This window comes from Polaromonas sp. CG_9.11 (assembly GCF_015752225.1).
Taxonomy (GTDB): domain Bacteria; phylum Pseudomonadota; class Gammaproteobacteria; order Burkholderiales; family Burkholderiaceae_C; genus Polaromonas.
Window position 1 is genome coordinate 134410 of record NZ_JADOVE010000001.1, and the last position, 18650, is coordinate 153059.

The following is an 18650-nucleotide window of genomic DNA, read 5'->3' on the forward strand; positions in this document are numbered from 1 at the left end:
CCGGTCACACGAGTTCATCAGGAAAATTCACGGGGTCGGCTTGGCGCTCTTTTCCAGTGCATCCTTCATGGCCTTCATCGGGTCTGTTTCCTCGACGGCTGGCGCAGCAGCTTCGTTTTCTGCCGGTGCCGCCTCGCTCCCAGGCATCTCAGGCTCGGCAGGCGTTGCCTCGGGTTCCGGCATGCGGAGCAGGTCCATGATTTCCGAATTGCTCAGACTTTTTTCCTTGACAATGCCGCCGGTCACCAGTGACGGGTAGATCATGACGGATGCCACCATGATCAGTTGCAGAACAATGAAGGCGATGGAGCCCTTGTAAATCTCGTTGGTGGTCACGGCCTTGATGTTCTCGCCCGTCACGCGGTCCTTGTAGTCCTTTTTGGCCGCCACGCTGCGCAGGTAAAACAGCGCAAAGCCAAATGGTGGCGTCAGGAACGAGGTCTGCAGGTTCATGGCGATGATGACGCCGAACCAGATCATGGCCGCGTCGGGTGTCATGCCTGGAACCAGGCCCGGCAGGATTTTTTCGGCCACCGGCGCCAGCAGCGGAATCACAATGAAGGCGATTTCAAAAAAGTCAATGAACATGCCCAAAATGAACACAAGAATGTTCACGACGATCAAAAACCCCCAGCCGCCACCCGGAATGGTGTCAAACAGGTGCTCGACCCAGATGTGACCGTCTGCGGCATTGAATACGAAGCTGAACACCGTTGAACCAATCAGGATGAACAGCACGAACGATGCCAGCTTGGCCGTGTTGTCAAGCGCTTGCTTGAGCAGCGACCATGACAGGCGCCCCTTGCCCAGGCCCAAAATCAAGGCCCCCAGCGCGCCCATGGCGCCGCCTTCGGTGGGCGTGGCCACGCCCAAAAAGATTGTGCCCAGCACCAAAAAGATCAGGATCAATGGTGGCATCAGCACAAACGTCACCTGCTCGGCCAGCCGCGACAGCAGGCCCATGCGGGTGATCTTGTTGATGATCGCCAGCGCCAAGCCGGTCAGCGAGGCCAGCGTCATCGACAGGATGACGATTTCATCGCCCGGTGCCGGCATGCTGCGGTCCAGCCAGACGGTCAGCAGCCGGTTGTGTGCCTGCGCCCAGCCGAAGCCGACAGCCATGCAGATCAGCACCAGCACCAGCAGCGAACGGTGGCCCGAACTGCCATTGAGCTCGCGGTAGATGCGCGCTTCAAGCGGCAACGCCGGCACCAGGGCCGGTTTGAAGAGTGCCACCACGACAATGAACAGGATGTACAGGCCCACCAGCAGCAGGCCGGGCACCAACGCACCCGAATACATGTCGCCCACCGAACGGCCGAGCTGATCGGCCAGCACGATCAGCACCAGCGAAGGCGGAATCGCCTGCGCCAGCGTGCCCGATGCAGTGATGGTGCCGGTGGCAATCACCCGGCTGTAGCCGTAGCGCAGCATGATGGGCAACGAGATCAAGCCCATCGAGATCACCGCTGCCGCCACCACGCCGGTGGTGGCGGCCAGCAATGCACCCACCAGGATCACCGCGATCGCCAGCCCGCCGCGCAGCGGGCCAAACACCTGCCCGACAGTTTCGAGCAGGTCCTCGGCCATGCCGGAGCGTTCCAGGATGATGCCCATGAAGGTGAAAAACGGAATCGCCAACAGCGTGTCGTTCTGCATGATGCCGAAGATGCGCAGCGGCAGCGCCTGGAACAGCGAAGCCGGAAAAATGCCCGCTTCAATGCCGACAAAGCCAAACCCCAGTCCGGCGGCGGCCAGCGCAAAAGCCACCGGAAAGCCGGTCAGCAGGACCAGGAAAAGTCCCCCGAACATCAGTGGCACAAACTGTTGTGCCAGGAAGGTGGTCTGCATTTCAGGATTCTCCAGCCAGTTTGCGGGCGGCAACGGCCTCCAGCTCTTCGATGTGTTTTTGTTCGTCGGACTTGGCGTCCTCACCGGACATGACGTCCGGCCCATTGCCCGTCAAAAAAGCCAGGCGCTTGATCAGTTCAGACAGGCCTTGCAGCATGAGCAGGCCAAAGCCCAGCGGTACCAGGCCGTACACCGGCCAGCGGATCAGGCCACCGGCGTTTTGCGACATTTCACCCGACTGCAGCGCCTGCGTGAACAGCGGCCAGCTGAGCTTGATGATAATCATGCAAAACGGGAACAGCACTGCCAGGATGCCGAAAACGTCGATCCAGTTGCGCGTTCGGTCACTAAGGTGCGATGAAAGAAAATCGATTCGCACATGAGAATTTTTCAGGAAACCATAGCCGGCGCCCAACAGAAAAACCCCGGCGAACAGGTACCACTGGATTTCAAGCAGCGAGTTCGAACTGGAGTCGAAGATTTTTCGAACGATGGCATTGCCTGCGCTGATGAGCGTGGTCGCCAGGATCAGCCACATCGTGATTTTTCCGACCACGGTGTTCAGACCATCCACGACCTGCGAGAGTTTGAGTAAGGCGCGCAATTTTTGTCTCCGGGTTAAAGAACGACATCACATCAAACGATCTGGCCAGTCAGGATGAGTCTGGCCTATGCAGTTTTGTGTAACGGGGGGATTCTAAAGAACTGTTTTGGCACTGGCGAAGAGATTTATTCCTTGACGCCAGTTTTATCGCGCAGGCCCGCTGAAATTTAGCGGGCCTGTTGCGTGCCGGCCAATGTTCCATTGGTCGGGTTCAAGGCGCTGGAGTCAGACGACTTCGATGTCCTCGGCCATCGTGCCAATCCGTCGCGTGGCCTCAAAGCCGTGGCGTTGAAAGCATGTCAGCACCGCGTCGGCTGCTTGGGGCATGCAGGTCCCAGCAAGCCCTCGCGGGTTTGCGGGTCGCTCAGCAGGGCCTGTTGCGCCGGGCTGTTGGCGGCGGGCAGGAAAACCCCTGCGCGATTCTCACAGATGCGGCGTGAAGCGCCAGTCACCATGCCTTGCTCACCAAGTTTGGTATACAGGGCACAGCGCAATCTGGTCAAGCTGGCGTTGCATCTTGAAGTTCGCGCTGCGCGCCAGTTACAGCTCCGGTCTGTGGCCGAGCACGACATAACCGATCACATCGGTCAAGGCATGAACGGCGTCCATTTTTGGCAACGCATTCCCCGGCTTGTTCAGCGGTATGGCGACCGCAATCACTTGCGCATGGTCTATAGGGCTCAGGGCCTCTTTTTCAAGCGCTGCAGACAGCAGGCCGAAACCCGGCGACTTGCCCAGAATCAGCACGTCGCCCATCTTGATTCCAGAGATTTTTTATTAACCAGCGAAGGCTGGATCAGCTCCACCAGTCTTAAATCGGCTCGACCGAATTAATCGAGTGGCCGCCGGCAATCGGAATGCAGACATCGCGGCATTGGATTCCTTGTCAAGTTCTCAGCCTTGACTGCGGGCTGCGCCTTACACTGCACGCCGATGGCGATGCGATCGCCCGACACTTTTCGCATGACGCGACACCAACGCCTTGATGGATGTGTCACCCATGCTGCACACGTCACTGATGGCATTGGTGGCGGCAATGCGGCCAGAGTCATCCGGGTGACCGACGATAGGCATGAAAATTTCGGCAGTGGCAATCAAGGCCTGCTCGTCGCTGAGCGGGTACACCGCCGCATCATCGGCGGTTTCAATGCTCGCCAGCAATTCGGGCGGCAGGTTCAGGCCGGCCTGATTGCTGGAGTTTTTCAGAAATTGGCTCAGCACGCCATTCGGAAACGGCGCAGGTTTTCAGGGTGTCGGAAGTCGTCATCAGCAAGCTTACAAAAGCGGCAAAGACAGGGCAGGCCGGTCGCGCAGGCTGACAGGGCCCTCGAGCGCAGAAACCAGCAGGTTTATGACAAGGCGTTTTTCTTCCTGGGGGGAAAATAGATGGGCACGCTCGCTGCATTGACTTTGCAGCAGCGCCAGAAAATCCGGCTCAGCCGCGCAGCGCCGCACCAGCGCAGCCAGCTGCGCATCATCGCCGGGCGAAAAGTAGCCCGCATACTTTTCACCCAGCATGCCTATGTTGCCGCTGATGCGTGAGGCCAGCACCGGCGTGGCCGATTGCACCGCCTCCAGGATGACGTGGGCGCCGCCCTCCATGAGCGAGCAGTTCACCAAGACGTGCGCCCTCTTGATACGCTGGCGCGTTGCCGCACGGCTCAAGCCCCCAAGCCAGCGGTAGCGCGCTGTGCATTGTTCCGTGGTGCGGGCCGCCTCAGCGAAACACGGCTCCAGTGCCAGGCCGATCTGGTCAAAATGAATGCCGGCTGCAAAGTCGTGGGCGGCAGCCCGCATGAAAGCCAGCGGGTCTTTTTCTTCGCGCAGGTGGCCGACCATCAGCACGCCAAAACGGCGGCTTGGTTTGCGGGCAGGCACCAGGGCCAGGGCCGACTGGTAAATCACCCGCGCCTTGCCGCGCCATATGTCGGGCAGGGCTGTCAGTCCGGCATCTTGCAGCACCACCAGGTGCGTGGCCAGTGCCAGCGACTGTTGTGCACCGGCATCGGTGTGGATGTCGCGGTAAAGGTCGGTGCCAGTCAGCACCACAATCAGCGGTTTGTCGGGGAAGGCCTCGGCCCAGGCCCGGATCGAGGCCGCCGAACGTCGGGCGTGCAGTGCCAGCATCGCTTGCGGTGCGCCCTGCAGCGATGGCGATGGCCATTGGGTCAACAGCGTAATGTCACAATGACCCGACAAGAAATGTGCCCAGCGGTGCGCCGTGTGCCAGTTGCCGTTGTTTGATTCGGCCGTTGCCGGGCTTATGAGGACCCCTGATTTGGCTTCAGATTCCATACCTATTGCATCACCCGAGTTGATCGATTCGCCTCTCATGCGCAAGGGGGACAAGGAACTCCTGTCGCTCGCGCTGATGGACGCGCGCAATCATACGCTGCACCTTTTTGGGCAGTACCAGAATGCGCTGGAAAACGCACATTTTGCGGTGCCCCTGCTTGCAACGCTCAATCCACCTCTGTGGGAACTGGGCCATATAGCCTGGTTCCAGGAACGCTGGATTGGCCGCAACCTGCAGCGTGCGCTGGGCACGCGCTGCGCGCCCGCGCAGGCCCAGTTGGCCTCGATAGAGCCGAACGCAGACCGCTGGTGGGACTCGGACCAAGTGAAGCATGACACGCGCTGGACGCTTGATGTGCCGGACATGGACAATTGCCGCGCGTATTTGCTGAACACGCTGGAAAGCACGCTGGAGCTGCTTGAAAAAGCCGGCAGCGACGATGACGCCTTGTACTTTTACCGGCTGTGCCTGTTTCATGAAGACATGCACGGCGAAGCGCTGACCACCATGGCGCAGACCATTGGCTTGTCGCTGGACAAGCCTTTGCTGTCGGCTTTTACGCCGCCACCGATGGCGCTGCGCGAGCCGATGCTGATTCCGGCTGCGGCTTGGCAAATGGGCAGCCCATCAATCGCAGGATCGGGGTTTGCGTTTGACAATGAAAAACAGGCACATGCCATCAAGGTGCCCGAGTTTGAAATCGACGCCCAGCCCGTGACCTGGGCGCAATACGTCGAGTTTGTCGGCGATGGCGGCTACGACCGGCAGGAACTGTGGCATCCGGACGGCTGGCAGTGGCTGCAGTTGCAGGCAGCGGGTGAGGGCCGCAGAGGCCCGCGCTACGTCGAGCAGATCGGCACCGGCAGCGGCGCCGTCATCCAGACGCGCTTTGGCCAGCCCATGCGCATGCAGGCCAATCAGCCCGCCATGCACATGAGTTGGTGGGAGGCCGACGCCTGGTGTTGCTGGGCCGGACGCCGTTTGCCGGCAGAGGTGGAGTGGGAAGTGGCTGCACACACGGCGGCGCGCCGGGGTTTCCGGTGGGGCGATGTCTGGGAGTGGATGGGCACGACGTTCCGGCCTTATCCGGGTTTTGCGCCCGATCCGTATCAAACCTATTCACAGCCCTGGTTTGGCACGCACAAGGTGTTGCGCGGCGGGTCATTTGCGACCCGTGCGCGGATGAAGCATCCGAAATACCGCAACTTTTATCTGCCAGAACGGGACGATATCTTTTGCGGTTTCAGATCCTGCGCGCTATAAAAATAGTAGCTGTCTGTGCACGGCCGTATTGCGCTATATAAAGTGGACCCTGAGTGAAGACAAATTTGAACTCAGTTTAAGTTGCACCCGATTGAACAAACAGCTGGACGGCGCTGCCCCGGTTTTTTGCCTTCGATATTTCTGTCTTCTCTAATCGGACTTCATCGAACGCAGTCCCTGTAGAGCGCAGCGCAATTGGGAGTCCTTGTGCGGCGCCATAGTTGTCCACGATCATGGCGCCACCGCCCTGAGCACGCTGGTGCACCACATCGGGTGTCAGATTGCGCAGCGCTTGATGTGGACGTTCGCCGTTGTAAAAAGCAAAGTATTTCGTCAATCCGATCAGCACCTCGCCCATCGAGCTGTAGCCATTGAGGTACACGTCCTCGTGCTTGACGCTGCGCCACAGCCGCTCGACAAAAATTCTGCACCTCCTTTTATTTCCAAACAGTTATCGGGTTGCCAAGCCGTTTAGGCAAATCTAAAAGTTAACGGATGAACCTGTCTCTACGGCGATCTACGCTGTTTCTGGAAGCTCCAGTTTCGCCACCTTCGAAACTTCTGCGGCAACACAAAGAGGGGCACCCGGCTCAATTTAAGTCATAGCTTCTGCAATTCAGATTCTGCATACTATGAAAATAGTAGCTGCTCATGCCGGTTCCTATTGCGCAGGAGCTTGTTTCCTTAGTAATTCGGATCAGCGAAGCCGAATCCGGCCACCCTCAGGCAGCTTTCTCTTTGCGGTAGCTCCACCACGGCAGGGCGGCACGCAAGGACAGCACCTTGCCGCTCTCGGCCCGCTCGCCACTGTAGCCGGGGAGCCTGTCCAGCGTGACTTGCCATTCATCACTCTGCAGTTCCCTGAGCAGCGCCTGAACCGGTAACGTGGGCAGTTCGGACTTCAGGCAGACCAGGTGGTAGCGCTCTTGCACCAGCGGCACGAAACCCAGGCCTTTTTCGCGGGCCGCCGCCTCAATGCCCAGGCCGGCATCGGCGGCGCCGCTCGCAATGGCTTGCGCCACGGCAGTGTGCGAGGGCTCTTGGTTGTCATAGCCCTGAATGTCGGACGGCACCATGCCGGCTTCGGTCAGCAAGTCGTCGAGCAGCACCCGTGTTCCCGTGCCCTCGGGACGGTTGACATAGCGCATGCCGGGATGCGCCATATCAGCCAGGCCTTCAATTTGTAGCGGATTGTTTCTGGCAACCATCAGGCCCTGGTGGCGGTGCGCAAAGCCGATCAGCTTGTGCAGGCCAGGCTTGAGCAGGCTGCGGTAGGTGTGCGCCGCCGCCGAATTACGCTGAGGCTGGGCGCGCACATGAAAACCGGCCATCATGCAGCGCCCGGTGTTCAGGGCCGCCATCGCGTCGACGCTGCCCATGAAACGGATGTCAAGATGCAGTCCGTGCGCGCTGGTCTGGTCGCGCAGCGCCGACAGCGCCGCATCGTGGCTGGCAAACAGTGTCAGCACATGGGCGTTGTCGTCAAAAGCGGTTGAAAAAGCGCGTTCGATGTCGCGGGTCAAGGCTTCGATCTGTGGCGCCAGCCGGGCCTGCGCCTGGCGTTCGGCCCAGAGCAGTTTTTCACCGAAGTCGGTTAGCCGCGCACGCTGGCCCTTGTCCCAGACGATGAGGCTGCGGCCCAGTGTTTGTTCCCAGTCCTTGAGCGCCCCCCATACATGGCGGTAGGACAGTTCGAGCGCCTTGGCAGCCTTTGAGATCGAGCCCTGCTCGCTGACGGCATGCAGGATGTCCATCATCGGGTTGCGGATCAGGGCGTCTTTGCCGCGCCGGGGGCTCAAGAGGTAGGAGAGTTCGACTTTGTGCATGGCGTGTGCACGGATTATCGATGCGGTCCCCGGCATCTCACGGCATCTCACGGCATGTCGTGGCATGTCGTGGCCCGGTTTTCCTATGCAAACTGCTTCCTAACGACAAGTACCTAGGGGCCGAGAAGAGGGGGAAGCTGCGCTACAGTCGCGCCACCACCTGAGCCATGAACACCTTTTCCGACAGCGCCCTCACCGCCTTTTCGCTCATCACTTCGCTCGACCCGCTATTTGCCGGCATCGTGGGCAGGTCGCTGGCGGTCAGCGCGCTGGCTTGCCTGATCGCCTGCAGCGCCGGGCTGCTGCTGGGTGCCTGGCTGGGCGTGGCGCGCTTTCGCGGCCGGGCTGTGGTGCTGGCTGTGCTCAACACCGCGCTGGCGTTGCCGTCGGTGGTGGTCGGGCTGGTGGTGTACCTGCTGCTGTCGCGCAGCGGGCCCCTGGGTTTCCTAGGCTGGCTGTTTTCCTTCAAGGCCATGGTGCTGGCGCAAACCATCCTGGTGCTGCCTGTGGTGACGGCCTTGGTGCGCCAGACCATCGACGACGCCGACCGCAGCCACGGGGAGCAATTCCAGTCGCTGGATGCCGGCGGCTTGGTACGCAGCCTGATCCTTCTGTGGGACGAGCGCTACGCCCTGCTGACGGTGCTGATGGCCGCTTTTGGCCGTGCCATTTCCGAGGTCGGCGCTGTGATGGTGGTGGGCGGCAACATCGAAGGCTTCACGCGCGTCATGACGACATCGATTGCGCTGGAAACCAGCAAGGGCGACCTGCCGCTGGCGCTGGCGCTGGGCATGGTGCTGCTTGGTGTGGTGCTGCTGCTCAACCTGCTGATCGCGCTGGTCCGGCGCTGGCGCGAGCGGGTCGATGATCCCTTGCCCGATCTCGACGCCGGCCTGGTCGCAACTCCTGTCGCGCAGGGCGCGTCGTCATGACGACGCTGTTTGACCTGCAGGCCGTCAACGTCCAGTTCGGCCATGTGCAGGCGTTGCGCGGCTGCACATTGCGCATCCATGCAGGCGAACGGCTGGCGCTGGTGGGGTCCAACGGCAGTGGGAAAAGCACCTTGCTCCGAACGCTGCACGGGCTGGTCAAACCAGTGTCGGGCCACTTGCAACACGACGCGCGGGTGCGCCAGGCGATGCTGTTCCAGCGTCCTTACATGCTGCGCGCCAGCGTGCTGCACAACGTGGCCCTGGGCTTGTGGCTCAAGGGCGTGGCCTGGAAACCCGCGAAGGCGCAGGCGCTGCAGGCGCTGGATCGGGTCGGTCTGGCAGACCTGGCCGGGCGCCATGCCAAAGCCCTGTCGGGTGGCCAGCAGCAGCGGGTGGCGCTGGCGCGGGCCTGGGCGCTGAAAGCCCAGGTCTTGCTGCTCGACGAACCCACGTCCAGCCTGGACCCGGCGGCCAAGCGCGAGGTCGAGCGGCTGATGGCCGATTTTGCCGACGACGGCATGACGCTGATTTTCAGCAGCCACAACCTGGGCCAGGTCAAGCGCCTGGCCCGGCGCGTGCTGTACCTGGAACAGGGCCGGCTGATGGCTGATTTGCCGACGGCAGCCTTTTTCGGCGGGCCTTTGCCGCCAGCAGCCGCGAATTTTTTGAAAGGCGAACTCGGATGAACGGTTTTGGCATGTTTTTCAAGCCTTTCAGGTTTCTTGCGCTTGTCCCGCTTGCCTTGATAGCTACTGTTTCGATAGCGCAGACGCCCAGTATCGTGATGGCGTCCACCACCTCCACCGAGCAGTCGGGGCTGTTTGGCCATCTGCTGCCTGAATTCAAAAGGGCCACGGGCATCGACGTGAAAGTGGTGGCGGTCGGCACCGGCCAGGCCCTCGACATGGGCCGCCGGGGCGATGCCGATGTGCTGTTCGTGCACGACCAGGTGGCCGAAGAAAAAGTGGTGGCCGAAGGCTTTGTCCTCAAGCGCTACCCGCTCATGTACAACGACTTCGTGCTGATCGGCCCGGCCGCTGACCCGGCCCATGTCAAGGGCAAGGACATCACGGAAGCGCTTAAAAAAATCAATGCTGTCAATGCCGGCTTCATCTCGCGCGGCGACAAGAGCGGCACCCATGCGGCCGAGCTTCGTTACTGGAAATCGGCTGGTCTTGAGGCCCCTGCCTTTGCCGGCTACAAGGCCTGCGGCTGCGGCATGGGAGCGGCGCTGAACATGGCCTCCAGCCTGGGTGCCTATGTCCTGGCCGACCGGGGCACCTGGCTGTCATTCAGGAACCGCGCCGATCTGGCCGTGCTGGTCGAGGGTGACCAGCGCCTTTTCAACCAGTACGGCGTGATGGTGGTCAACCCGGTCCGGCATCCGCGGACCAAGGTGCTGGAAGCGCAGAAATTTGTTGACTGGGTGGTTTCGCCAGCCGGCCAGGGGGTGATTGCCAGTTACAAAGTCGGCGGCGAGCAGCTGTTCTTTCCGAACGCGGGCAAGTGAGGTTGCGCCAACTGCCGCATGGCGGGGTGTCGGGCCTAGCTGACCAATGCGGCTGACTTCACCTGGGCCCAGACCGGCTTGCCGGGCTCCAGGCCAAGCGCATCGGCGGCCCGCGCGGTGATGCGCGCCAGCAGCACGGATTCCCCGCACGTCAGCTGTACCAGCGCCTGCGAAGGATGTGCGTCTGGCACGATGGCCCTGACCACGCACAGCAGCAGGTTTTGAATACTGGTGGCGTTCGGCGCCTGCATGGACAGGCTCACATCGCGCGCCAGTACGCGCACCCGCGCACGGGCGCCCGTCGCCACGCCGCTGTCGCTCAGCCACAGGCTGCCGCCGTTAAAAGTCATCCGCATCAGGTGCCAGCGCGCATCGCGTTCCACCACGGCACCTTCCAGCAGCGCACCCGCATCTTCGCCCAGCACCACCGGCAGGTCGACGCGCCCCAAGACTTCGGCCACGGCGCCAGCGGACACGACACGTCCCTGGTCCAGCACGACCAGTGTGTCGGCCAGCCGCGCCACCTCGTCGGCTGAATGCGTGACGTAAAGCATCGGAATGTGCAACTCGTCGCGCAGCCGCTCCAGCCAGGGCAGGATGTCCTGGCGCCGCGCATGGTCGAGCGCTGCCAGCGGTTCGTCCAGCAGCAGCAGCCGTGGCCGGGTCGCCAGTGCGCGGGCAATCGCCACGCGCTGGCGTTCGCCGCCCGAGAGCTGGTGGGTGCGGCGCTCCAGCAGCTCGCCAATACCCAGCAGCTTGATGGCGGCTTCCAACGCCATGGCCGTTTCGCCTGACTTGACCCGGCGCAGGCCGTAGCTCAGGTTGCCGCGTACATCAAGATGGTCAAACAGGCTGGCTTCCTGGAATACATAGCCGAGTGGGCGTTGCCAGGTGGGCAGAAAAATGCGGCGGCTGTCGTCCTGCCAGACCTGGCCGGCAATCTCGATCAGTGCGCCATCAGCACGTTCCAGCCCGGCGACACAGCGCAGCAACGTGGTCTTGCCCGAGCCTGAGGGTCCGAATAGCACGGCAATGCCGCGTGGCGGTAACACCAGGTCTGCGTCGAGCGTGAAGGCGGGCCGCTGCAGTGACAGGCGAATCCGGTTGTTGCGCATGTCTGTCATGCCAGCACGCGCCCATTGCGCCGGTTCAGCAACGCCAGGCCCAGCAGCACGGTGAAGGAAAACAGCACCATGCCACCGGCCAGCCAATGCGCCTGCGCGTATTCCATGGCTTCGACATGGCCGTAAATCTGGGTGGACACCACCCGGGTCTGGCCGGGAATGTTGCCGCCAATCATCAGCACCACGCCAAACTCGCCGACCGTGTGGGCGAAGCTCAGGATGGCGGCGGTGACGAAGCCTGGCCGCGCCAGCGGCAGCGCCACGCTGAAAAAAGCATCCAGCGGCCGCGCCCGCAGTGTGGCGGCGACTTCCATCGGGCGGCTGCCAATGGCTTCAAACGCATGTTGCAGCGGCTGCACCGCGAAAGGCAGCGAATAAATCACCGAGCCGAGCAACAGCCCGCCAAAGCTGAAAGGGAGCAAACCCAGCCCCAGGGCCTGTGTCAGCTGTCCGCCCCATCCGTTCGGGCCCAGCGAAACCAGCAGGTAAAAGCCCAGCACCGTGGGCGGCAACACCAGCGGCAGCGCCACCACGGCGCCCACCGGCGCGCGCCAGCGCGAGGGGGTGCGCGCCAGCCACCATGCCAGTGGTGTTGCCAGCAGCAGCAGCACTACGGTGGTCAGGCTTGCCAGCTTGAAGGTGAGCCAGACGGCGGCAAGGTCTTGTGCAGTGAAAGGCACGGTGCGTGCCGGTCAGATTTCGTAGCCGTAGGAACGGATGATGGCACGGGCTTTTTCGCCGCGCAAATAACCCATCAGCGCCAGCGCTGCGGGATTGTCCTTGCCCGGGGCAAGCAGGACGGCATCCTGAAGAATCGGCGCATGCAGGCTGGCCGGCACCACCCATGCCGACCCTTTGCTGATACGGCCCCCAACCATGACCTGCGACAGCGCGACGAAGCCCAGCGGTGCATTGCCGGTGGCCGCGAACTGGTAGGCCTGGGCGATGTTTTCACCCTGCACAAAGCGCGGCTGCAGGCGCTGCAGCAAACCCAGTCGGGTCAGCGTCTCGATGGCTGCCGTGCCGTAGGGGGCGAGTTTCGGATCGGCCAGGGCGATATGACCGGCCTTGCTGCTGCGCAACACTTCGCCCTTGTCGTCGACCAGGCCTGGCTGCGCGCTCCACAGCACCAGGCGGCCAGAGGCGTAGATGAAACGAGTGCCCGGTACGGCAAATCCTTCCTTCTCCAGCCTGCCAGAAGTTACATTGTCTGCAGACATCAGGACGTGGAAAGGCGCTCCGTTCTTGATCTGCGCATAGAACTTGCCGGTAGCGCCAAAGGCCAAAACAGCCTTGTGCCCGGTATCGCGCTCAAGGGCTTCGGCAATTTTCTGCATCGGCGCGGTGAAGTTGGCGGCGACGGCAACCGTGACTTCGGCTGCATGTGAAACACCCAGCGCCAGGGCGCCAACGGCGAAGAGGAGGCGGAAAAATTTCATCATGGTTGAAGCCGCTATTCAAAAATGGAATAGCGAAAGTATAGCCGTCCGCCATCTGGCAGACGGACAATGCAAGCATGAAGAAATCCCAACTCCAGCTGGCGGGCGCGCTCGGCCATGAAGCCGCTGACAAGCGGATTGACATTCTTCGCCGCATTGGCGAGACCGGTTCGATTTCACAAGCGGCACGCGCCGCCGGTGTCAGTTACAAGGCTGGCTGGCAGGCAATTGACACGCTGAGCAACCTGGCCGGCGTGGCGCTGGTCGAGCGCGTGGTGGGCGGCGCAGGCGGCGGCGGTGCCCGCTTGAGTGATGCGGGCCGGGAACTGCTGCGCGCTGCGGACGAACTGGCGCAGGCGCGCGCCCAGGTGCTGGCGCGGCTGGCGAGTGAAGCTGGCCACTTGCCCAAGTCTTCCGCGCTGGCCGCGCTCGGGTTGCGCACCAGCCTGCGCAACCAGCTGCCTTGCACCCTCTTGAGCCTGCATGCGCAGGGGCAGGCGGTGCGCGTGCAACTGAGGCTGGCCGGTGGAATGCTGCTGTCGTCCCGCATCACCCGGGAAAGCGCGCAACTGCTGGCCTTGTGCCCTGGCCAGCCAGTGCTGGCCTTGTGCAAGGCCACCGCCGTCAAGGTGTCTGCAGGCGACATGCCGGCTGAAGCAGGCAACTGGCTGCACGGCCGCGCGACACGCGTTTCGCGTGCAGCCGGCGGTGGTGAAGTGGCGCTGGAACTTGCCGGCGGCCTGCAGCTGGTGGGTTTTTGCGACGCAGACAGCGGCCTGAAAGCGGGCCGGCCGGCACTAGCTTTCATTGATGAATCCGCGGTGGTGGTGGCTGTTGCGGGTTAGGCGCCGGCAGGTTTCGGCGCGCTGTTCATTTCACTTGTTCTTATAATCCTGCCGTGCCTTACCACCCCCATTCCCGCCCGACACGTCCCGTGTGGGCACGCCTGGCAGCCTGGCTGGGTTTTCTCGGCGTGCTGTCGGCCTTGTGGGCGCCGGTATCGATGCTGGCCCAGGATGTGCGCAGCGGCCAGTTGAGCGGCATTTGCAGCGTCAACAGCGACCTGGCCAGCCCTTCAGATGCCGGCTCGGGTGATGCGCCGCAGTCTGGCGCGCATTGCAATTTGTGCACTTCGCTGGGCTGGGCATCGCCGCCGCTGGCGGTGCTTGTCATTCCCAGCTTTCCCGGCCTGCAAGTGGCCGAAGTTGATTTTCCGGCAGATTTGGCCGCCGCCATACCCGGGCTGCCATTCAGCCGCGGGCCTCCCGCACTTTGAACTGATCAGCCTCTGCCGAGGCGCTCAAGCCTGACCAAATTCAGCTCAGAACTGCTCGCACCACGCTGGGCAAATACCTGTCACCCGTACAAGTCTGGCTCCACATTTAGCGTGCGTTAAAGCGCAGCTCGGTTTTTCAGTCCGGACATCAGCAACGGCAACGGATTTACCCACATAGGCAACGGCAAACACTTTGGCATCGACGTGCGTTTTGCATGGGCAGATCAGTAAGCCCCTGTCCCCGCGCACTGACCCGGCCGAACTGAAGTTCGTGCTGTGAACGATCCTGCTACCCAAAGCTCCGATCTATCAAGAAAGCTGATCATGAAATTTTTATTTGCTACAAAATTAATAGCTGCCAGCGCGATCTTTATGCTGGCCGTACCCGCTTTTTCTCATATTCTTCTGGAAACGAAAACGGCCCCGGCTGGCAGCAGCTACAAAGCGGTTTTCCAGGTCGGCCACGGTTGCCAGGGCTCGGCCACCACCGGCATCACGGTGCGGATTCCCGCCGGTTTCCAGGGCGCCAAGCCCTATCCGAAAGCCGGCTGGACGCTGGTTGTGAAGCAGGAAAAACTGGCAAAACCCTACGACAGCCACGGCAAGCCGGTCACCGAAGACGTGAGCGTGGTGAGCTGGACGGCGGCCAGCAAGGAAGCGGCGCTGCAGGATGCCTTTTCCGGCGACTTCATGCTGCGCGGAAAACTTCCCGAAACCGCCGGACCGCTGTGGTTCAAGGTGCTGCAAACCTGCGAAAGCGGCAGCCTTGACTGGAGCGATGTTCCGGCAGCAGGCGCGTCTTCAAAAGGATTGAAGTTTCCGGCGCTCTTGCTGGAAGTCACTGGCCCTGAAACTGCTGCCGCTGCTGCAGATTCCGCCCCGGCGCATGCCCCTGGTGCGCATCAACACTGATCCCTGTTCAGACGGAAATAATTCCGTACTGGATTTTTCAACCTCACCTTAAGAGACTCCCATGAAACTGAAACTATTCACCGCTTCCCTGCTGTTCGCCTGCAGCACCCTGCATGCCCAAACCGTCGAAGTCAAGGACGCCTGGGTACGCGCCACCGTGCCCAGCCAGAAAGGCACGGGTGCGTTCATGAGCATTACCGCCAAGGACGGCGCCAGACTGGTCGGCGTTTCATCGCCAGTGGCCGGCGTGGTGGAAGTGCATGACATGAAGATGGACGGCGACATCATGAGAATGCGCGCCGTGCCCGTGCTGGAACTGCCGGCGGGTCAAACGGTGCACCTCAAGCCGGGCGGCTACCACGTCATGCTCATGGACCTGAAGCAGGGCTTGCCCAAGGGCAGCACGGTGCCGCTGACGCTGCGCCTTCAGGATGCCCAGGGCGTGGAAACCCGCCTGGAAGTCAGCGTGCCTGTCAGCACGGCGGCCCCGGCAGGCAACACGACAGGAAAAGCGGCTGACCACGGCGCCCACAAGCATTGAGCGCGCGCAGGAAGGCCTGATTTCAAGGGAGATGCGGGCCCTTGCGCTGGCGTTGACGCCTGTGGCTCCGTGTATGCGCAGGCCTTGAAGTTGATGAAAACTTGACCTGTGTCATGGCCTGCGGACCGCGCGCAGGGCATGCTGTGCGCAGGTCACGAAAATTCCAGGAGACTGCCATCAAACACACCAGCCTGCAAATCATCCGCGATGAACATTCGTCGCTGGTCGCCATGCTCCGGTCCATGACCATGATGGTCGAGCGCGGTCCCGGAGACAACCCGGAACAGTTTTTTGACGTGCTGCGCGCCATGCTGTTCTATATCGACGAATTTCCCGAGCGACTGCACCATCCGAAGGAGTCAAACCTGCTGTTCCCGCGCGTGGTCAGGGCGTCGCCGACGGTCATGGCCGCGGTACAGCAGCTGGAAAGCGACCACATGAACGGCGAAAAGGCCGTTCGCGAGCTCCAGCATTTGCTGCTCGCCTGGGAACTGCTGGGCGAGCCGCGCCGGCCCGCGTTCACGGCCCAGTGCCAGCAATACACGGCCTTCTACCTGGAACATATGCGGCTGGAAGAAACCGTGATCCTGCCCGAAGCCCAAAAGGTGCTGACCGATGCCGAATGGAAAGAACTCGATGCGGCGTTCGAAAAGAACTGCGATCCGCTGACCGGCAAGTACCCGCCCGACCCGGCCTACGACCGGCTGTTCACGCGCATCGTGATGCGGGCGCCGGCGCCGATCGGGCTGGGTGACAGCTGATTTCTGGGGGCTGTCCGTCGCCGGTGCTGCGGTTAAACCCCTGAAATTTAAGGGAAATAGTGATTTTGCGCCCGCCTACCCTGCGCGGACAGCTATGAAAAACGCAGCAGACTTGATGCCCGCCACGGTCATCAGGAGCGAACCTGTCACATGCACCAAGGCGACGCCTGCGGCCACGCCGTAACGGGCTTCGAGCAGGTAGGTCACGACCTCCGCCGAAAAGGTCGAGAACGTCGTCAGCCCGCCCAGAAAGCCGGTCACCAGCAGCAGCCGCCAGACCGGGTCGATCTGCGGCAGGGCCTGGAACACCGCAATGGCGATGCCGATCAGGTAGCCGCCCAGCAGGTTGGCGGCCAGCGTGCCCCAGGGAATCAGGCCGCCGGGCGACAGCCACAGCGCCAGGCCCCAGCGGGACAGCGCGCCCACCGAGGCGCCGATGCAAATCGCCAGTACCGCTGCCATGGCGTCAGTTGGCCATCTTTTGCGGCAGCCAGGTGACGATGCCCGGGAAGACATAGATCAGCGCCACCGCCGCGCACATCAGGAAAAACATCGGCATGGTGACCTTGGCAATCCAGGTCAGCTGGCGTCCGGTCATGCCCTGCAGCACGAACAGGTTGAAGCCGACCGGCGGCGTGATCTGCGCCATCTCGACCACCAGCACCACGAAAATGCCGAACCAGATCGGGTCGATGCCGGCCGCCTGCACTGTCGGCATGAGCACGCCCATGGTCAGCACGACCATCGAGATGCCGTCCAGAAAGCAACCCAGGATGATGAAAAACACCGCCAAAGCCACGATCAGCTGCGCCCGGCTCAGGCCCAGCGTGCCAATCCATTCGGCTAGGTGGCGCGGCAGGCCGACATAGCCCATCGCCAGTGTCAGGAAGGCCGCACCGGCCAGGATCAGGGCGATCATGCAGTACAGCCGGGTGGCGCCCATGAGCGCATCGCGAAACGTCGCCCAGTTCATCGAACCCTGTAGCGTGGACAGCACCAGCGAGCCCACCACGCCGACAGCGGCCGCCTCGGTGGCGGTGGCCACGCCGGAATAGATTGAGCCCAGCACGGCGGCAATCAGGAGCACCACCGGAATCAGGCTGCGCGAACTGGCGATTTTTTGCATGAAGCTGGTCTTGCTGTCGGCGGCCGGCACCTGCTCGGGATGGCGCAGTGCCCAGAAAATGATGTAGCCCGAGAACAGCGCGGCCAGCAGCAGCCCCGGAAACACGCCGGCGATGAACAGCTTGGAGATCGACACCTCGGCGGCGACGCCATAAACGATCATGATGATCGACGGCGGGATCAACAGGCCCAGCGTGCTGGCGCCGGCCAGCGTGCCGACGACCATGTGCTCGGGATAGCCGCGCCGCGTCAGTTCCGGCAGCGTCATCTTGCCGATGGTGGCGCAGGTGGCAGCGCTTGACCCCGACACAGCAGCAAAGATGGTGCAGCCGATCACGTTGGTGTGCAGCAGCCGCCCCGGCAGGCCCTGCACCCAGGGCGCCAGGCCCTTGAACATGTCCTGGCTCAGCCGGGTGCGAAACAAGATTTCGCCCATCCAGATAAAGAGGGGCAGGGCGGTCAATGTCCAGCTGGAGGACGAGCCCCAGACCGTGACCGCCATGGCGTCGCCAGCCGGGCGCGAGGAAAACAGCGTCACCGCCATCCAGGCCACGCCGGTCAGGCTCAGGCCGACCCAGACGCCGCTGCCCAGAATCAAGAGCAGGGCCGCCAGCAGGGCGGCGGTGATGGCAAGGTCGTTCATAAGAGGGCGCTTGAGGCGTAAGGGTGGATTGGTTTATTCATTGCGCAGCGCTTCAGCGCTGCTGTAAGGCACGCGCTTGCCGGTGATTTCAAGCACCAGCTCATCGACAAAGGCAATCGCCAGGATCACCGCGCCGACCGCCATGCCGAGTTGCGGAATCCACAGCGCGGTGGCGTCGCTCGACGTGGAAATGTCATGAAAGCTGTGCGACTGCCAGGCCAGGCGGCAGCAGTAATACGCAAACATGGCGGTCAGCGCGCTGGCAAAGCCCAGTGCCCACAGTTCCAGCCCTTTTTTCCAGGGCCCGGTGAGCGCCCCCAAAATCAGCGTCACGCGGATGTGTTCGCCGCGTTTGAGCGTGTGGGCCAGCGCCAGGAATCCGCTGGCCGCCATCAGGTAGCCCGCATAAGCGTCGGTGCCCGGCACATGAAAATGCAGCTGCCGGCTGACGATGGACAGCACCACCATCGCCAGCAGGCCAACCAGGAACAGCGCGGCCAGTCCAGCGGCGCCGTTGTACAGGGCATCGAGCGCTTTACGCATCGGT

The 18650-nt window shown here is 62.2% G+C and carries 21 protein-coding genes and 1 pseudogene; 9 read left to right on the top strand and 13 right to left on the bottom strand.

Annotated elements, in window-relative coordinates; all coding sequences use genetic code 11:
- Positions 1 to 27 precede the first annotated feature (27 nt).
- From IWX85_RS00700 to senB, 5 genes are all read right to left on the bottom strand, one after another.
- A complete protein-coding gene (locus tag IWX85_RS00700) occupies positions 28 to 1851 on the bottom strand; it encodes a TRAP transporter large permease subunit (RefSeq protein WP_196868404.1) in 1824 nt (607 codons plus the stop codon).
- 1 nt (position 1852) lies between these two features.
- The gene (locus IWX85_RS00705) at positions 1853 to 2455 is read right to left on the bottom strand and encodes a TRAP transporter small permease subunit (protein WP_036810498.1); all 603 of its coding nucleotides are present in this window, start codon (positions 2453 to 2455) and stop codon (positions 1853 to 1855) included.
- Positions 2456 to 2995: 540 nt separating this feature from the next.
- The gene (locus IWX85_RS00710; RefSeq protein ID WP_051984345.1) at positions 2996 to 3211 is read right to left on the bottom strand and encodes a hypothetical protein; all 216 of its coding nucleotides are present in this window, start codon (positions 3209 to 3211) and stop codon (positions 2996 to 2998) included.
- A gap of 162 nt (positions 3212 to 3373) precedes the next feature.
- Positions 3374 to 3676: an AIR synthase related protein gene (locus IWX85_RS00715; RefSeq protein WP_370584149.1), complete on the bottom strand. Its 303-nt coding sequence runs from the start codon at positions 3674 to 3676 to the stop codon at positions 3374 to 3376.
- Between the two features lie 54 nt (positions 3677 to 3730).
- Complete coding sequence (senB, locus tag IWX85_RS00720; protein WP_370584162.1) at positions 3731 to 4789, bottom strand: selenoneine biosynthesis selenosugar synthase SenB; 1059 nt, start codon at positions 4787 to 4789, stop codon at positions 3731 to 3733.
- Between senB and senA the strand changes: the two genes are divergently transcribed.
- Positions 4788 to 6014 carry a selenoneine synthase SenA gene (senA, locus tag IWX85_RS00725; protein ID WP_196868529.1) on the top strand — a complete coding sequence of 409 codons (1227 nt, stop codon included), beginning with the start codon at positions 4788 to 4790 and terminating at the stop codon, positions 6012 to 6014. The two genes, senB and senA, sit on opposite strands and share 2 nt — an antisense overlap.
- Before the next feature lie 217 nt (positions 6015 to 6231).
- Here the strand turns inward: senA and IWX85_RS20220 are convergent.
- Positions 6232 to 6438, bottom strand: a pseudogene (locus IWX85_RS20220) (integrase core domain-containing protein); the annotation flags it as partial.
- A gap of 298 nt (positions 6439 to 6736) precedes the next feature.
- Entirely contained in the window at positions 6737 to 7840 is a 1104-nt protein-coding gene (locus IWX85_RS00735; RefSeq protein ID WP_196868406.1) for a substrate-binding domain-containing protein, read from the bottom strand.
- 167 nt (positions 7841 to 8007) lie between these two features.
- Here IWX85_RS00735 and IWX85_RS00740 point away from each other — a divergent pair, with 167 nt between their 5' ends.
- Genes IWX85_RS00740 through IWX85_RS00750 form a run of 3 tightly spaced genes read left to right on the top strand, consistent with a single transcriptional unit; the run spans position 8008 to position 10282 of the window.
- A complete protein-coding gene (locus tag IWX85_RS00740; RefSeq protein ID WP_196868407.1) occupies positions 8008 to 8772 on the top strand; it encodes an ABC transporter permease in 765 nt (254 codons plus the stop codon).
- Positions 8769 to 9458 carry a phosphate ABC transporter ATP-binding protein gene (locus tag IWX85_RS00745; RefSeq protein ID WP_036810512.1) on the top strand — a complete coding sequence of 230 codons (690 nt, stop codon included), beginning with the start codon at positions 8769 to 8771 and terminating at the stop codon, positions 9456 to 9458. Before IWX85_RS00740 ends, IWX85_RS00745 begins: the two co-directional genes overlap by 4 nt.
- Complete coding sequence (locus IWX85_RS00750; protein WP_196868408.1) at positions 9455 to 10282, top strand: substrate-binding domain-containing protein; 828 nt, start codon at positions 9455 to 9457, stop codon at positions 10280 to 10282. The genes IWX85_RS00745 and IWX85_RS00750 overlap by 4 nt, the downstream gene beginning before the upstream one ends.
- 35 nt (positions 10283 to 10317) lie before the next feature.
- Here the strand turns inward: IWX85_RS00750 and modC are convergent, their stop codons facing one another.
- The 3 genes from modC to modA are packed head-to-tail and all read right to left on the bottom strand — an operon-like array spanning position 10318 to position 12845.
- A complete protein-coding gene (gene modC, locus IWX85_RS00755; RefSeq protein ID WP_370584150.1) occupies positions 10318 to 11397 on the bottom strand; it encodes a molybdenum ABC transporter ATP-binding protein in 1080 nt (359 codons plus the stop codon).
- 5 nt (positions 11398 to 11402) lie between these two features.
- Positions 11403 to 12086, bottom strand: coding sequence for a molybdate ABC transporter permease subunit (gene modB, locus IWX85_RS00760; RefSeq protein WP_036810521.1), 684 nt, complete (start codon positions 12084 to 12086; stop codon positions 11403 to 11405).
- A gap of 12 nt (positions 12087 to 12098) precedes the next feature.
- Positions 12099 to 12845: a molybdate ABC transporter substrate-binding protein gene (gene modA / locus IWX85_RS00765; RefSeq protein ID WP_196868531.1), complete on the bottom strand. Its 747-nt coding sequence runs from the start codon at positions 12843 to 12845 to the stop codon at positions 12099 to 12101.
- Positions 12846 to 12922: 77 nt separating this feature from the next.
- Here modA and IWX85_RS00770 point away from each other — a divergent pair, with 77 nt between their 5' ends.
- From IWX85_RS00770 to IWX85_RS00790, 5 genes are all read left to right on the top strand, one after another.
- Positions 12923 to 13690 (top strand): TOBE domain-containing protein, encoded by a 768-nt coding sequence (locus tag IWX85_RS00770; RefSeq protein WP_196868410.1) that lies wholly within the window; start codon positions 12923 to 12925, stop codon positions 13688 to 13690.
- 53 nt (positions 13691 to 13743) lie between these two features.
- The gene (locus IWX85_RS00775) at positions 13744 to 14121 is read left to right on the top strand and encodes a DUF2946 family protein (RefSeq protein WP_196868411.1); all 378 of its coding nucleotides are present in this window, start codon (positions 13744 to 13746) and stop codon (positions 14119 to 14121) included.
- A gap of 324 nt (positions 14122 to 14445) precedes the next feature.
- Positions 14446 to 15033, top strand: a complete 588-nt coding sequence (locus IWX85_RS00780; RefSeq protein ID WP_196868412.1) for a YcnI family protein — start codon at positions 14446 to 14448, stop codon at positions 15031 to 15033.
- A gap of 61 nt (positions 15034 to 15094) precedes the next feature.
- Positions 15095 to 15574 (top strand): copper chaperone PCu(A)C, encoded by a 480-nt coding sequence (locus IWX85_RS00785; protein ID WP_036810534.1) that lies wholly within the window; start codon positions 15095 to 15097, stop codon positions 15572 to 15574.
- A 113-nt stretch (positions 15575 to 15687) separates the two neighbouring features.
- Positions 15688 to 16335 carry a hemerythrin domain-containing protein gene (locus IWX85_RS00790; RefSeq protein ID WP_255529359.1) on the top strand — a complete coding sequence of 216 codons (648 nt, stop codon included), beginning with the start codon at positions 15688 to 15690 and terminating at the stop codon, positions 16333 to 16335.
- 75 nt (positions 16336 to 16410) lie between these two features.
- Here IWX85_RS00790 and crcB read toward each other — a convergent pair whose 3' ends face one another.
- The 3 genes from crcB to IWX85_RS00805 are packed head-to-tail and all read right to left on the bottom strand — an operon-like array spanning position 16411 to position 18646.
- Positions 16411 to 16797: a fluoride efflux transporter CrcB gene (crcB, locus tag IWX85_RS00795; RefSeq protein ID WP_036810537.1), complete on the bottom strand. Its 387-nt coding sequence runs from the start codon at positions 16795 to 16797 to the stop codon at positions 16411 to 16413.
- Between the two features lie 4 nt (positions 16798 to 16801).
- Positions 16802 to 18103 carry a TRAP transporter large permease gene (locus IWX85_RS00800; protein WP_196868413.1) on the bottom strand — a complete coding sequence of 434 codons (1302 nt, stop codon included), beginning with the start codon at positions 18101 to 18103 and terminating at the stop codon, positions 16802 to 16804.
- Positions 18104 to 18136: 33 nt separating this feature from the next.
- Positions 18137 to 18646, bottom strand: coding sequence for a TRAP transporter small permease (locus IWX85_RS00805; protein ID WP_036810543.1), 510 nt, complete (start codon positions 18644 to 18646; stop codon positions 18137 to 18139).
- Between the last annotated feature and the right edge of the window lie 4 nt (positions 18647 to 18650).